This is a genomic window from Ewingella sp. CoE-038-23, from assembly GCF_040419245.1.
GTDB lineage: Bacteria > Pseudomonadota > Gammaproteobacteria > Enterobacterales > Enterobacteriaceae > Ewingella > Ewingella allii.
Genome location: NZ_JAZHOH010000002.1, coordinates 1 through 13756, shown reverse-complemented (window position 1 = coordinate 13756; position 13756 = coordinate 1). Strand labels below are relative to the sequence as shown.

Sequence of the window (13756 nt, the reverse complement as noted above, 5' to 3'; positions counted from 1 at the left end):
CCCAAGTTTGTGAAAAAAAAGCCAGTACCCTCGTACTGGCTGGCACCATGCCACTCAGAAAAAATCAGTATTTCAGTTTATAAGCCCCAAGGCTGATGACGATAAACAGTGCCGCCATCATGGCGAAAGCCGCGGTCAGGCTGGAAAGATGGGCCACGAAGCCGATAAATGCTGGACCGGCCAGCACCCCGAGATAGCCCAGCGTGGCGACCATCGCGACCGACATATTGACCGGCATCACCTTCTCTTGCCCGGCCAGCGTGATAAGCACTGGTACAATGTTAGCGACGCCAATCCCTACCAGCGCGAAGCCAATCAGCGCGTTACTCCAGCCCGGCGCGAGCACCACCAGCAGGTAGCCCGCAATGCCCAGCAGTGCGCCAAACACCAGCACCTTTTTGCGACCCAGCTTCTTCACCACCGCGTCGCCGGTTAAACGCATAATCGACATGGTGATAGCAAAGATGGCGTAGCCCCAGCCCGCGTGTTCCAGCGCCAGCGCGCGGTCCTGAGTCAGAAACACTCCGCCCCAGTCGAGCACCGCGCCTTCGCCCATAAAGCAGATCATCGCCATCAGCGCCATTAGGATCAGGCGGAAGTTAGGTCGCGCCTTGCGCCCCGGTTCATGAGAGGCGTTTTCGTTGCCACCGGTGGGTAGCAGTCGGTTAAAGAACAAGGCGGTGATCAGCACCACCAGCGCCACGGCGTAGCCGGTGCTGTGTAACGGCGGCAGCCCAGCACTGAGCAGCAGCGCGCCGCCGCCCGCCCCGGCAATGCCGCCGACGCTGTACAAACAGTGGAAACCCGACATCAGAGGTTTGTCGGACGCTTGCTCAATCAGCGTGCCCTGCACGTTCATTGCCACGTCGGTTAAGCCGATGCCCATGCCAAAGATAAACAGTGACAGCGCCAGCAGGCGGATATCGCTCAAAACCGCAAGCGGCGGCAGCATCAGGCAAAACAGCGCAATGCCAATCACAATCATCGAACGGCAGCCAAAACGGCCAATCAGTCGCCCGGAGCCGAACATCGCCAGAAGGGAACCACTGCCCAAACAGAGCAGCAGCAGGCCGAGATCTCCCGCCTCCGCTTGCGTGCGCACTTGGGCATAAGGCACCAGCGCGGCCCACAGGCCCATCGCCAAACCGGTAACAAAGAAGATAGCCCGCGTCGCCAGACGATTGACGGGAGAGTCAGTAATGGAAGTCGCAATTTGCAGTGACATCAAGCGTTACTCACGTGTATTCAGAGGGAAAATAGGGCGCGAAAAGGAAATCACCACCACTTATTAAAAGTCTTTTAATAAGTGGTTAATCTACAGGCTATGCTGAAATATTGTCAACTACCGTGAAGGTAAAGAAATGAAATTAGTCAGCGAAGATGCGCTGCCGCTGAAAGTTCGCCAGCGTCAGTTCGGCAATGCCGGTTAGGTAATCTGACTGAATCGATTGGCGATACACCAGCTGGGGCATGTGCTGTGGAGGGATAGTCAGCAGGCATTGGCGGCCGACTTCAGTAATCACCTCGGGAGAGATTTGCGCGCCAGAAATCGCAATCGTTGCGGGGTTAATCACCGCCACCAGTGACCTGACCAGATTGACCATTTTGGTGATAATCGGCACGTCATTGCCCTGCGGCACCGGCAAGAATGAAACTTCTCCGGCAAAGTGGCTGGCACCCTGCAACACCTGTCCATTAATCACCACCCCGCAGCCGGTACAGTGCTGCTCAGGTTGCAGAATATAGGCCAGCGGCGCTTGCTCATGCGGGCAACTGTTGCGGTAAAAGCCCCAGGCGCTGTAGTTCATGTCATTTGCCGCCTCGACAAAAATGCCGAACTGCTGGCGCAGCTGCTCGGTCAGCTTCACCCCTTCGAACAGCGGAATATCGCAGGCTAATACTTCGCCTTGGGAGACAACGCCGGGCAGGCCAATGCCCATCGCGCGGATCGCCGGGTGGCGGCCAATCGCCTCGCTAATGGTGTCAGTGAACTGCGCCAATGTGAGGAATTCAAAGTGCTTATCCCACTGCTCCAGCACCTCGCCCAAAGCCGAGCAAACCGACACCACGATGCGGCTCTGCTCGGTCGTGCCTTCGACGTACAGGCTGAGCAATGAGAAGAAGCTTGGGTCACAGGCGAAACGCTGGGCCGGACGCCCGCCGCTGGAAACGTCCTGCGCCAGCGCCATCACCTCTCCCGTCAGGCAGAGTTCATTGAGCACCGTGCCACAGGTGGCAATGCTCAACCCGGTGTGCGCCGCCAACTCGGCCTTGGTCGCCGACGTCAGCGCTTTTAAGGCATTAATCACCAGCACCACGTTGTGCTTTTTGATTTCGCGAGTTGTGCGGGTAACTGGGGTATTCATAACGCCTCATAGACCGGGAGTGAGCAGGATAGAAGTTAATTCATTGAGCCGAAAGGGATTACACCACGCGCCACACGCCGTTCTTGGTGGGGCCAACGCGGGTCAACAGCCCCTTTTCTTGCAGGACTTTAACATTACGTTCGACGATACGGCGACTTTTCTACCGACATTTGTACCGCCATTTGTACCGACATTTCACGCGGGTGGCTAATAACCCGCCATGTAGAACCGCCGGTATCCCTAATCCAAAAAGCGCTGAGCGTGGTCAGCATCGAGTTTCTGTACTGCATCGTAACGGCCAAACAGCCGGTAACGGTTGATAGCGATGCGGTTGTAACACATGTCGCGGAAGGATTGCGGGAAAATGCGCAATAATCCCATCCAGCGCCAGGGCGCGGGTAAACCACTCATGGCGCGGAAAATCGCCTCGGAGCGCAGGAACACTTCTCCCTTATCAATCAACACGATGGTGTTGATCTTGTCAGCCGGCAGCCCGGACCAGACAAACAGCGCTTTGCCCTTTTCCGACTGCACCGGCACCATGCGCACCGTACGGTGTCGGTCATGGCGAATCAGGAAATTGACCCAGCCGATGCACAATTTGCAGGTGCCGTCGAAAATCACTATCCGGTCACCGGGCTGAATATAAGGGGGATTGCCGCGCATGCTGTGCTCCAGTAAGTCTGTTAGCCGCGACCAAAAATGGCGATCACCGCGTCCAGATGTTCTTTCATCGCCTTTTTCGCGGCGCGGGTATCGCGCGCTTCAAGAGCCGTCAGAATAGCCAGATGCTCGACTTCCGAACGATGCGGCATGTCCTGCGGCGTATAGTGCAACTGTAGCCCGCGGAACATAGTGCCATAACGATGTCCGAGCAGATGAGCAATGATAAAAGCATAGGCCGGGTTTCCGCTAGCCTGCGCGATGCGAATATGAAACAAACGGTCACCGGGATGGGTCGCTGAACCTTGGCGATTATCGCGGCAGTTCTGCTCATATGCCTGCCTGATACCCGCCAACTCCTCATCAGACGCGTATCTTGCCGCCAGCGCGGCTGTTTCAGGTTCGATCAATCTTCTGGTCTGTAACAGTGAAAATGGCGGCAGCTCGGCGGTGAAATCCAGCTCGATATTCAGCTCATCGTCGACATCCGCCCACTGGTTGCGCCCCGCCTGAGCCATTACCGGCTCTTGGGTAGGTTGCTGCACAGTTGCTGGCTGTTCGCGGACGATCACGCCATTTCCCACCTTAACGTCCACCAAACCGATAACTTCCAGCGCGATCAGCGCTTCACGCACGGAGGCGCGGCTGACCTGTAACTGGCTGGCCAGTTCGCGCTCGGCGGGCAGGCGGCTGCCGGGTGGAAATTCTTTATTATCAATTAAGGTTTTCAGTTGATCAGCTATCTGCCTGTAAATACGAGGATTTTCTAATTTTTTTATCGGCATCGGACACCTGAAGTCATTTTAAATTAAGTGATTCAGCTAACATTTATGGGACAAAAATCTTGCTGAATTGTTTTATGCATGTAAAAAACTAGTTAAATGAAAAGGCGTTTTAAGTTGCACTCTGGCTGGTATTTTAGCAAAAAGATAGCAAAAAGAGCCTGACTTGACCCGTTTTTTTCGCCTTCAATGGCCTGACCATTAGACCTAAATTCACCACATCGTCTTCGGAGAAATCATGGATCTGACCGGGAAAAAAGTGCTGATCACCGCAGCGGGACAAGGCATTGGCTTCACCACCGCCAACCTTTTTGCCAAACAGGGGGCGCAGGTTTTCGCCACCGACATCAATATCGACCAGCTTCACGGCATCAATGGGATTCAGCCCCACATCCTTGACGTGACCAGCCCACAGGCTATCAGCCAGGTTGCCGAAAAAATCGGCCCGGTGGACGTGCTGTTCAACTGCGCGGGCGTGGTACACAGCGGCGACATTCTCAGCTGCACCGAGCGCGATTGGCAGTTCGCGTTGGATCTCAACGTCAGCGCCATGTTCCACATGATCCGCGCCTTCCTGCCTGCCATGCTCGAGCGCCAAACCGGCTCAATCATCAACATGTCTTCCGTGGCCTCAAGCATCAAGGGCGTGCCAAACCGTTTCGCCTACAGCGCCACCAAGGCCGCGGTGATTGGCCTGACGCGCTCGGTCGCCGCCGACTACGTCACGCAGGGCATTCGCTGTAACGCTATCTGCCCTGGAACCGTCGAATCCCCTTCTCTGCGCCAGCGCATTGCCGCTCAGGCCGAAGCCGAAGGGCGCAGCGAGGAAGAAGTTTACAAAGCCTTTGTGGCGCGCCAGCCAATTGGCCGCATCGGCAAAACCGAAGAAATCGCCCAACTGGCGCTGTATCTGGCCTCAGACGCCAGCTCCTACACCACTGGCACAGTGCAAATCATTGATGGCGGCTGGAGCAACTGATCTTCGCGCCTTGGTAACACATTCAATTAGAAGGATTTTGGCATGAAATTATTACGCTACGGCCCGGCAGGTAAAGAGCGCCCGGCCATTCTGGACAACAACGGCAAGATCCGCGATTTATCGGCTCAGGTGAGCGACATCGGCGGCGACGCCCTGTTGCCCGCTTCACTCAATAAGTTGCGCCATCTGGACATCAATAGCCTGCCGCTGGTTGAGGGCAACCCGCGCCTCGGTGCTTGTATTGGCAGCGTCGGCAAGTTCATCTGCATCGGCCTGAACTATGCCGACCACGCCGCAGAAACCGGCGCCGACATCCCGAAGGAGCCGGTGATTTTCAGCAAATGGACCAGCTCGATTGTCGGGCCAAATGATGATGTGGAAATCCCCCGCGACTCGGTGAAAACCGACTGGGAAGTGGAGCTGGGCGTGGTGATTGGTAAAGGCGGCCGCTACATCAGCGAGGCCGACGCTCTGTCACACGTGGCGGGCTATTGCGTGATTAACGACGTTTCCGAGCGTGAATTCCAAATCGAGCGCGGCGGCACCTGGGACAAAGGTAAAGGCTGCGACACCTTTGGCCCTATTGGCCCATGGCTGGTGACCGCCGACGAGATCCCCGACCCGCACCAGCTTAACCTTTGGCTGGAAGTGGACGGCAAGCGATACCAGAACGGCAACACCCGCACCATGATTTTCAAAGTGCCGAAAATCGTCAGTTACCTCAGCCGTTTCATGAGTTTACAGCCGGGCGACATTATCTCTACCGGCACTCCGCCGGGCGTCGGGTTAGGGCAAAAGCCACCGGTCTACCTGAGAGCAGGACAAGTGATGCATCTGGGGATTGAAGGCCTCGGCGAACAGCGCCAGAAAACGGTGCAAGCGTAAATTTTAAGGAGTTGTCACTCATGACCACCATCACGGCATTACGTGTTGAAGATATTCGCTTCCCGACTTCGCTGGCACTCGACGGCTCGGACGCCATGAATCCGGACCCGGACTACTCGGCGGCTTATGTCATTTTAGAAACAGATAATCCGTCGCTGTCAGGACACGGCCTGACCTTTACTATCGGGCGCGGCAATGAGATCTGCTGCGCTGCCATTAACGCGTTGCAGCATTTGGTGATTGGCCGCGATCTGGCTGCCATTACTGCCAATATGGGTGCTTTCTGGCGGGAATTCACCAGTGACAGCCAACTGCGCTGGATTGGGCCGGACAAGGGTGCGATTCATCTGGCGACCGGCGCGGTGGTCAACGCGGTATGGGATCTATGGAGCAAAGCCGAAGGCAAACCGCTGTGGAAACTGGTGGCCGACATGTCGCCAGAGGAGCTGGTGCGCTGCATCGACTTCCGCTACATCACCGACTGCATCACGCCGCAGGAGGCCCTAACGCTGCTGCAACAGCGCGCCGACAACAAGGCGCAGCGCGTCGAGAAGCTGCTGGCCGAAGGCTACCCGTGCTACACCACGTCGGCAGGCTGGCTGGGCTATCCCGACGACAAGCTGCGCCGCCTGTGCCAAGAAGCGGTGGACGCCGGTTTTGATTATTTGAAGCTGAAAGTCGGCCGCGATTTAGAAGACGACATTCGCCGCGTGCGCATCGCCCGTGATGTGATCGGCCCAGACCGCAAGCTGATGATTGACGCCAATCAGGTGTGGGAAACCAACGACGCCATTCCGTGGGTCAACGCGCTGGCCTTCGCCAAGCCGTGGTTTATCGAAGAACCCACCAGCCCGGATGACATCGAGGGACATCGCAAAATTCGCCAAGGCGTGGCTCCGGTGAAAGTCGCCACCGGCGAAATGTGCCAGAACCGCATCATGTTTAAACAGTTCATTATGCGCGAAGCCATCGACGTGGTGCAGATTGACGCCTGCCGCATGGGCGGCGTCAACGAGGTGCTGGCGGTGATGCTGATGGCCGCCAAGTACAACCTGCCGGTATGCCCACACGCGGGCGGCGTCGGACTGTGCGAATACGTGCAGCATTTATCGATGATCGACTATCTCTGCATCGCCGGTACCCACGAAGGCCGGGTGATTGAGTACGTTGATCACCTGCACGAGCACTTTGTCCACCCTTGCGACATCAGGGGCGCGGCCTATATGCCGCCGCAAGCGCCGGGCTTCTCTATCGAGATGCATCAGGCGTCTATCGACCAATATCGCCACCACGCCTGATGGCACAGCTTTAGGAGCAGACGCGATGAGCCAGCCGAAAATCGATGCCCACCAGCACTTTTGGCGCTACACGCCGCGAGATTATCGCTGGATAAGCGACGACATGGCGGAGCTGAAGCAGGATTTACTGCCTGAACAGCTGGCACCAGCGTTACAACGTCACGAAATTCAGGCTTCGGTGGTGGTTCAAGCCTGTTCATGCCTCGAGGAAACGCGCTGGCTGCTGGAGATTGCCGAGCACGCGGCTTTCGTGAAAGGCGTGGTTGGCTGGGTGGACGTGGCTTCGCCAGAGCTTGGAGTACAGCTCGAACAGCTGGACCATCCGCTGCTGCGCGGCATTCGCCATCAGGTGCAGGACGAAGCCGACCCGGCGGCGTGGCTGCGCGACGGCGCGGTGAATCGCGGGATTCGCCAGCTGCAACAGCACGGCTATGTGTATGAGCTGCTGGTGACCCATCGCCATCTGCACGAAGGCGCGCAGTTCGCGGCGCGCCATGACCAGCACCCAGTGATTCTGGACCATTTCGGTAAGCCTGATCTCAGCCGAGGCGTGGGCCACTGGGCGCAGCAGATTGCGCCGTTTGCCAAGCTGGAGCACGTCAGCTGTAAGCTCTCCGGCCTGTTAACCGAGCCGCGCCCGGCGGGCATGACGGCCAACGACCTACTGCCCTATTTTGAGGTGGCGCTGGACGCCTTCGGCCCCGAGCGCCTGCTGTTTGGCTCCGACTGGCCGGTCTGCCTGCTCGCGGGGAGCTACGAAGACGCGCTAACCCTGTGCCAACGGGCCACCGCCGCGCTAAGTCGTGACCAGCAGGACGCCATTTTCGGTGGTAACGCTTACCGCCTGTACAACCTGCAAAACGCATTTTTGGAGTAACCATGAACCTGCATCTCGACAACAAAGTGGTGATCGTCACCGGCGGTGGCTCCGGCATTGGGGCCGCCATTTCGCTGACTCTGGCCGAAGAAGGGGCCATTCCGGTGATCATCAGCAATACCGAACCGGCCAACGAGCTGATGCACCAGCTGCAACAGTTTCAGCCACAGGCCAGTTTTGTGCTCACCGAGCTGCGCGACGAAGCTAGCTGCACGAAGGCGGTAAAAGAGGTGTTGACCCGCTATGGCAGCATCGACGGCCTGGTGAACAACGCCGGAGCCAATGACAGCGTGGGGCTAGAAGCCGGGCGCGAAGCCTTTGTGCGCTCGCTGGAGCAGAACCTGATCCACTACTACCTGATGGCCCACCTCAGCCTTGAGGCGCTGCGCGCCAGTCGCGGAGCCATCGTCAATATCAGCTCCAAAACGGCGCTGACCGGGCAAGGCAACACCAGCGGTTATGCCTCTGCCAAGGGCGGGGTGCTGGGGCTGACCCGCGAATGGGCGGCCGCGCTGCTCAAAGACGGCATTCGCGTCAACGCGGTGATCCCCGCCGAGGTGATGACTCCGCTGTATGAGCGCTGGATTAAAAGCTTTGATAAGCCTGAAGAAAAGCTGAGCCAAATTACGTCGCATATCCCCCTCGGCCAGCGCATGACCACGCCGCAGGAAATCGCCAATACCGTGGTGTTCCTGCTCTCGTCCCGCGCCTCGCACACCACCGGCCAGTGGCTGTCGGTCGACGGCGGCTACACCCACCTTGATCGGGCGCTGACATGAGCCGCCGCTTCTGTCAGGCCCTGGATCTGGTCGATGACCCCCAGCTAATTGCCGAATATCAGCAGCACCATCAGCGCATCTGGCCGGAGGTCGCCGAACATCTGCGCCAGCACGGCATTGTAGAGATGGAGATTTACCAGCTGGGCAACCGGCTATTTATGGTGATGGACACCACGGATGACTTCGACGGCGAGCAGTTCGCCCTTCGCAGTCAGGAGAACCCAAAAATCTGCGAATGGGAACAGCTGATGTGGAAGTATCAGCGCCCCACGCCATGGACGCCCGCAGGTGAAAAGTGGGTCGAGCTGAAGCGAATTTTTGCGCTTTCAGACCAGCCCTAGCTCGTAACCTAAGAGATTGTTTTTCAAGTTATCTGACATAAAAAACCAGCCCCGTGCTGAAACAAACCCTGCAACCAGATATCAAGGAATTAACCATGCTCGCCAATAAAACCGAAAACCCTGCTTATGCAGGGCAAAAAGCGGCCTCCGGATTCCGGCTGGCCTTTATGCTGGTCACCACGCTGTTCTTCCTCTGGGGCTTGTCCTACGGCCTGCTCGACGTGCTGAATAAGCATTTTCAGGAAGTGCTGCACGTCAATAAAGCCCAGTCCGGTCTGCTACAGGCGGCTTACTTCGGCGCTTACTTCGTCATCGCCCTGCCCGCCGGTTTCTTTATGGACAGATATGGCTACAAGGCGGGCATCTTAGTGGGTCTGTGCCTCTATGCCCTCGGCGCGCTGCTGTTTGTGCCTGCCGCCAGTGCCAGCAGTTTCACCATGTTCCTGCTGGCGCTGTTCGTGATCGCATTAGGCCTGGGCTGTCTGGAAACCGCCGCCAACCCTTATGCCACCGTGCTGGGTGAGCCTGCGGGGGCCGAACGCCGCCTGAATTTAGCGCAATCCTTTAATGGCTTGGGCCAGTTCGTTGGGCCAATCATCGGCGGTTCGCTGTTCTTTAGCGCCACCCAAGGCCCGGCGTCAGAAAGCCTCGATTCGGTGAAAGTGACCTATGTCGCCATCGCCGTACTGGTGCTGCTGATTGCCCTGCTGTTTGGCCGCACCAAGCTGCCGGATATTCGCGAGAGTGGCTCTGCATCTCAGCAGGCCAGCGGCGTGGAAAAAGGTCTGTGGCAGCACGGCCACTTCACCGGCGGCGTAATTGCACAGTTCTTCTACGTGGCGGCACAGGTTGGCGTCGGCGCGTTCTTCATCAACTACACCACCGAGCACTGGCACACGTTGTCGAACCAGAATGCCTCTTATCTGCTGTCTATCGGGCTGGTGAGCTTCATGATCGGCCGCTTCTTCAGCACCTGGCTGATGGGCTTTGTGCGCCCCGCCACCCTACTGGTGATTTACGCCATCATTAATATTGTGCTGTGCGGCATCGTGGTGGCGGGGATCGATAATGTCTCGGTGATCGCGCTGGTGGCGGTGTTCTTCTTTATGTCGATCATGTTCCCAACCATCTTCGCCATGGGCGTTAAGGACATGGGCAAGCAGACCAAACGCGCCAGCTCGGTGATGATCATGGCGATTGTCGGCGGGGCAATCATGCCTTACCTGATGGGCGCGGTCGCTGACCATTACGACACGGCGGTCTCCTATCTCCTGCCGCTGGCTTGTTTTGCCGTGGTGCTGGTCTATGGTTTACGTCAGAGAGCGCGTTAAGCGCATCGGCTTGCTGGGAAATCCAAAGGAATGCTGAACCATTATGATTATTTCTGCTTCAACTGACTATCGGGCGGCCGCGCAGCGCAGGCTGCCGCCCTTCCTGTTCCACTATATTGATGGTGGTGCCTACAACGAGCATACGTTACGCCGTAACACCGCCGACCTAGCGGACATCGCGCTACGCCAGCGCATCCTTAACAATATGTCGGAACTGAGCACCGCTACCACGCTGTTCGGCGAGCAGTTGGCGATGCCGGTGATCCTCGCCCCGGTGGGGTTAACCGGCATGTACGCCCGGCGTGGCGAAGTGCAGGCCGCGCGCGCCGCCGCCAAGAAAGGCATCCCTTTCACTCTCTCCACCGTGTCAGTTTGCCCGATTGAGGAAGTGGCACCGGCCATCGATCGCCCGATGTGGTTCCAGCTGTATGTGTTGAAGGACCGTGGATTCATGCGCAATGCGCTGGAGCGCGCGCAGGCGGCGGGGGTCAAAACGCTGGTGTTCACCGTCGATATGCCGGTGCCGGGGGCGCGCTACCGTGACGCCCATTCCGGCATGAGTGGCCCCAACGCCGCCGCACGCCGCATTCTGCAAGCCGTGACGCACCCGCAGTGGGCGTGGGATGTCGGCCTGAACGGCAAGCCGCACGACTTGGGCAATGTCTCGGCGTATCGCGGCAAACCCACCACCCTTGAGGACTATATCGGCTGGTTAGGCGCCAACTTCGACCCGTCGATTTCATGGAAGGATTTGGAGTGGATCCGCGAATTTTGGAAAGGGCCGATGATCATCAAAGGCATTCTTGACCCGGAAGACGCAAAAGACGCGGTGAGATTTGGCGCAGACGGCATCATCGTATCTAACCACGGCGGCCGCCAGCTGGACGGCGTGCTCTCCACCACTCGCGCCCTGCCTGCCATCGCCGACGCGGTCAAAGGGGATATCACGATTTTGGCCGACTCCGGTATCCGCACGGGTCTGGACGTGGTGCGCATGATTGCCCTCGGTGCCGACAGCGTGCTGCTGGGCCGCGCTTTCGTCTACGCCCTCGCCGCCGCGGGCGAAGCCGGGGTGATAAACTTATTGGAATTGATCGAAAAAGAGATGCGCGTCGCCATGACCCTGACCGGCGCAAAAACCATCGCCGATATCAGTAGAGATTCTTTGGTAGCGGGGAGTTTTGGTTAACCTATTCAGACAAAGTGATTATCGCCACTCGTCACGACTCTGGTTTTCAAAGGCAACGCTTTCGACCGACTGGTTTGCCCAGAGTCCAAAAGTTGAGTCATTCTGAATCAGGCCGCTGGTGCGCGCCAATGCAGTGATGGCATTTCGAATAACCTTATCTCGGGGAACCTGTAACAAGGTTCCCAGCTCATCTAACCGTTGAAGTTCCTCTTCTGATAGATCAATCACTAAGCGAGCCATAGCAACTTCCTCCTAAGTCCTTTTGACAAGCTTAGCGCTTTTACTCTCATTATTGCCAGACCGAAAATGACTGTTTTAGCACCAACAAAAACGCCCGCAATAAGCGGGCGTGATGCAGAGCGGGATCTCGGGTTACTTGGTTAAGGCAACAATACCCAAGGTCACGGCGGCGACGGCGGCAACACCACCGGCGACGGCGCCTGCGGTATCCCAGTTGTCCTGCGTGGTGCCTTTCATACAGGTATTGGTGTGAACCAAGCGGCCTTCGGAGTCGTACATCGGCGGGCACGGAGAGTTGGTGGCGCAGCCCGCCAGTAAGGTTGCCAATAGCCCAGCGATAATGAATTTTTTCATGGTATTCCCTTCATGGTGTCACCCTCTGCAATGGCAGGCTGGGTGATTATCGCGCGACTGTACCACTAATCTGTCGCGCGCCATTATCGGGGAATATTTGCAAATTATTTGGAATGTAAAGTTTCAGCAATCAACCGCGAGAACTCTGCGCCAAGTGCTAAGAAAGCGTAAGCGGCGGCAGTTCGAGGTTCTCGCGGAAGGTATCGCCGAGGTAATCCTCGTCAAGCAGATGGCGTTTTCGCAACTCGGGCAGCAGGCCGTTGAGCAGCAAATCTTCCTGATCGGGCTGGCCCAAGCCGTGGAGGGAAATCACATCCAGCACGCCCGCGTGATAGCGTTTTTCAATGGCATCGGCCAGCTGTTCCGGCGTCCCGGCGTTGAACCAGTGGCCGGTTTCCTGCGCCTGAATAATCAACTCACGCACGGTTAACCCCTGCTGGGCGAAGCGTTTGAAAATCTCGACGCGGCCGCGACGGCGATTGACCTGCGCCACGTCGGGCAACAGGCTGGCGGGCAGTGGCTGGTCGAGCGACACGTCGCTCAAATCAATCTCGCCTCCCAGCATATCGGCCAGCTTGAGCCGGCCCTGCTGGTAGTCGATGCGTTCATGCTTTTCGCGCAGTCGGCGCGCCACGTCGGCATCGCTTTCGCCAATCACCGAATGGAAGGAGTTCATCACAAACGGCAGGTTGTCATGTCGGCCATAGGCCCGCGCCCGCTGGTGTAGCTGCTCTACGAAGGCCACGGCGTCCTCGAAGGTTGGCTGCGAGGTATAAATCACTTCGGCATAGCGCGCGCCGACGGAAACCCCCTCTTCCGACTGCCCGGCCTGAAACTGCACTGGCCGCCGCTGAGGGGGAACCGGCACGTTTAGCGGCCCTTGCACGCGGAAGAAATCGCCGTGGAAATTCACCGGATGCAGCTTTAACGGGTCAATCTTGGTGCCGCCGGACGCCGTGCGCTGCACCGCGCTGGTCTCGTTGGCGTCAAACAGCGCGTTCAGCACGGCAATAAACTCTGCCGCGCGGGCATAACGCTGGGATGGGTCTGGCAGGTTCGTCCCGCCGAAATTCTCTTCGCCCACCGAGGAGGTCACGGCGTTCCACGCGGCACGGCCGCCGCTCACGTGGTCCAGCGTCGCCACCAGCCGGGCCAGATTATAGGGGTGCTGATAGGTGGTCGATACCGTGGCAACCAGACCAATACGCTCAGTCACCTGACTGAGCGCCGCCAGCGTGATCAGCGGGTCCTGACTGCCCGTCGTGCCCGACAACCCGGCCGGATCGGCTTGCAATAGGTCGGCGGTAAACAGCCCGGTAATTTTCTGCGCTTCGGCCTTACGTGCCAACTCAACGGCGCGTTTTATGCCCGGTAATGGCCGAGTGTCGTTGGCGGCATAGAGGTAACTTCCCGCCCCCACCAGCGTTTTTAAGCGTCTTCTGTTGTTTCCAGCCACGGTATTCCCTTCTTTGGTAAGCCAAAGCTATAAAATAGGGCGCGGGGCTTTTTATTGGCTACCAAGAAAAAGGCATGAGCTTTCTACAATATAAGATAATCAGAGCGCTTACTGGCGCAGCCAAGGGGCGGCGGTGGTCCAGAATATAATATTCACCCCAAGGTAGTTCTCGGCGAACTGGATAAATTCCTGCTCGGTGAATTTCTTATGGGTTTT

15 protein-coding genes are annotated in these 13756 nt (G+C 57.7%); 8 read left to right on the top strand and 7 right to left on the bottom strand.

Translation table 11 applies throughout. The features are described from left to right. Positions 1–64 precede the first annotated feature (64 nt). The 4 genes from V2154_RS22395 to V2154_RS22380 all read right to left on the bottom strand — a co-directional run bounded on the left by V2154_RS22395 (position 65) and on the right by V2154_RS22380 (position 3814). The gene (locus V2154_RS22395) at positions 65–1225 is read right to left on the bottom strand and encodes an MFS transporter (RefSeq protein WP_353504067.1); all 1161 of its coding nucleotides are present in this window, start codon (positions 1223–1225) and stop codon (positions 65–67) included. Between the two features lie 142 nt (positions 1226–1367). Then, positions 1368–2366, bottom strand: coding sequence for an ROK family protein (locus V2154_RS22390; RefSeq protein WP_353504066.1), 999 nt, complete (start codon positions 2364–2366; stop codon positions 1368–1370). A gap of 240 nt (positions 2367–2606) precedes the next feature. After that, positions 2607–3032, bottom strand: a complete 426-nt coding sequence (locus V2154_RS22385; RefSeq protein WP_353504065.1) for a thiol-disulfide oxidoreductase DCC family protein — start codon at positions 3030–3032, stop codon at positions 2607–2609. Positions 3033–3052: 20 nt separating this feature from the next. Further along, the gene (locus V2154_RS22380; RefSeq protein ID WP_034796203.1) at positions 3053–3814 is read right to left on the bottom strand and encodes a FadR/GntR family transcriptional regulator; all 762 of its coding nucleotides are present in this window, start codon (positions 3812–3814) and stop codon (positions 3053–3055) included. Positions 3815–4049: 235 nt separating this feature from the next. Here V2154_RS22380 and V2154_RS22375 point away from each other — a divergent pair, with 235 nt between their 5' ends. From V2154_RS22375 to lldD, 8 genes are all read left to right on the top strand, one after another. After that, positions 4050–4790, top strand: coding sequence for an SDR family oxidoreductase (locus tag V2154_RS22375; protein WP_353504064.1), 741 nt, complete (start codon positions 4050–4052; stop codon positions 4788–4790). 42 nt (positions 4791–4832) lie between these two features. Next, positions 4833–5675: a fumarylacetoacetate hydrolase family protein gene (locus tag V2154_RS22370; RefSeq protein ID WP_353504063.1), complete on the top strand. Its 843-nt coding sequence runs from the start codon at positions 4833–4835 to the stop codon at positions 5673–5675. Between the two features lie 20 nt (positions 5676–5695). Continuing rightward, positions 5696–6973, top strand: coding sequence for an L-fuconate dehydratase (locus V2154_RS22365; protein WP_353504062.1), 1278 nt, complete (start codon positions 5696–5698; stop codon positions 6971–6973). Between the two features lie 25 nt (positions 6974–6998). Then, complete coding sequence (locus tag V2154_RS22360; RefSeq protein ID WP_353504061.1) at positions 6999–7850, top strand: amidohydrolase family protein; 852 nt, start codon at positions 6999–7001, stop codon at positions 7848–7850. A 2-nt stretch (positions 7851–7852) separates the two neighbouring features. Beyond that, positions 7853–8629, top strand: a complete 777-nt coding sequence (locus V2154_RS22355) for an L-fucose dehydrogenase (protein ID WP_353504060.1) — start codon at positions 7853–7855, stop codon at positions 8627–8629. Further along, entirely contained in the window at positions 8626–8970 is a 345-nt protein-coding gene (locus V2154_RS22350) for an L-rhamnose mutarotase (protein ID WP_353504059.1), read from the top strand. The genes V2154_RS22355 and V2154_RS22350 overlap by 4 nt, the downstream gene beginning before the upstream one ends. A 95-nt stretch (positions 8971–9065) precedes the next feature. Further along, positions 9066–10301: an L-fucose:H+ symporter permease gene (gene fucP / locus V2154_RS22345; protein ID WP_353504058.1), complete on the top strand. Its 1236-nt coding sequence runs from the start codon at positions 9066–9068 to the stop codon at positions 10299–10301. A gap of 43 nt (positions 10302–10344) precedes the next feature. Next, a complete protein-coding gene (gene lldD, locus V2154_RS22340; RefSeq protein ID WP_353504057.1) occupies positions 10345–11490 on the top strand; it encodes an FMN-dependent L-lactate dehydrogenase LldD in 1146 nt (381 codons plus the stop codon). Positions 11491–11508: 18 nt separating this feature from the next. Here the strand turns inward: lldD and V2154_RS22335 are convergent, their stop codons facing one another. The 3 genes from V2154_RS22335 to V2154_RS22325 all read right to left on the bottom strand — a co-directional run bounded on the left by V2154_RS22335 (position 11509) and on the right by V2154_RS22325 (position 13540). After that, a complete protein-coding gene (locus V2154_RS22335) occupies positions 11509–11730 on the bottom strand; it encodes a hypothetical protein (RefSeq protein WP_353504056.1) in 222 nt (73 codons plus the stop codon). 132 nt (positions 11731–11862) lie between these two features. Then, positions 11863–12084 carry a putative periplasmic lipoprotein gene (locus V2154_RS22330; protein ID WP_034796191.1) on the bottom strand — a complete coding sequence of 74 codons (222 nt, stop codon included), beginning with the start codon at positions 12082–12084 and terminating at the stop codon, positions 11863–11865. A gap of 157 nt (positions 12085–12241) precedes the next feature. Further along, the gene (locus V2154_RS22325) at positions 12242–13540 is read right to left on the bottom strand and encodes an NtaA/DmoA family FMN-dependent monooxygenase (protein WP_353504055.1); all 1299 of its coding nucleotides are present in this window, start codon (positions 13538–13540) and stop codon (positions 12242–12244) included. Between the last annotated feature and the right edge of the window lie 216 nt (positions 13541–13756).

Bases quoted from the DNA above. Each gene is read 5' to 3' on its own strand.
- V2154_RS22395 (WP_353504067.1), bottom strand. From the start codon at position 1,225: ATGTCACTGCAAATTGCGACTTCCATTACTGACTCTCCCGTCAATCGT.
- V2154_RS22390 (WP_353504066.1), bottom strand. From the start codon at position 2,366: ATGAATACCCCAGTTACCCGCACAACTCGCGAAATCAAAAAGCACAAC.
- V2154_RS22385 (WP_353504065.1), bottom strand. From the start codon at position 3,032: ATGCGCGGCAATCCCCCTTATATTCAGCCCGGTGACCGGATAGTGATT.
- V2154_RS22380 (WP_034796203.1), bottom strand. From the start codon at position 3,814: ATGCCGATAAAAAAATTAGAAAATCCTCGTATTTACAGGCAGATAGCT.
- V2154_RS22375 (WP_353504064.1), top strand. From the start codon at position 4,050: ATGGATCTGACCGGGAAAAAAGTGCTGATCACCGCAGCGGGACAAGGC.
- V2154_RS22370 (WP_353504063.1), top strand. From the start codon at position 4,833: ATGAAATTATTACGCTACGGCCCGGCAGGTAAAGAGCGCCCGGCCATT.
- V2154_RS22365 (WP_353504062.1), top strand. From the start codon at position 5,696: ATGACCACCATCACGGCATTACGTGTTGAAGATATTCGCTTCCCGACT.
- V2154_RS22360 (WP_353504061.1), top strand. From the start codon at position 6,999: ATGAGCCAGCCGAAAATCGATGCCCACCAGCACTTTTGGCGCTACACG.
- V2154_RS22355 (WP_353504060.1), top strand. From the start codon at position 7,853: ATGAACCTGCATCTCGACAACAAAGTGGTGATCGTCACCGGCGGTGGC.
- V2154_RS22350 (WP_353504059.1), top strand. From the start codon at position 8,626: ATGAGCCGCCGCTTCTGTCAGGCCCTGGATCTGGTCGATGACCCCCAG.
- fucP (WP_353504058.1), top strand. From the start codon at position 9,066: ATGCTCGCCAATAAAACCGAAAACCCTGCTTATGCAGGGCAAAAAGCG.
- lldD (WP_353504057.1), top strand. From the start codon at position 10,345: ATGATTATTTCTGCTTCAACTGACTATCGGGCGGCCGCGCAGCGCAGG.
- V2154_RS22335 (WP_353504056.1), bottom strand. From the start codon at position 11,730: ATGGCTCGCTTAGTGATTGATCTATCAGAAGAGGAACTTCAACGGTTA.
- V2154_RS22330 (WP_034796191.1), bottom strand. From the start codon at position 12,084: ATGAAAAAATTCATTATCGCTGGGCTATTGGCAACCTTACTGGCGGGC.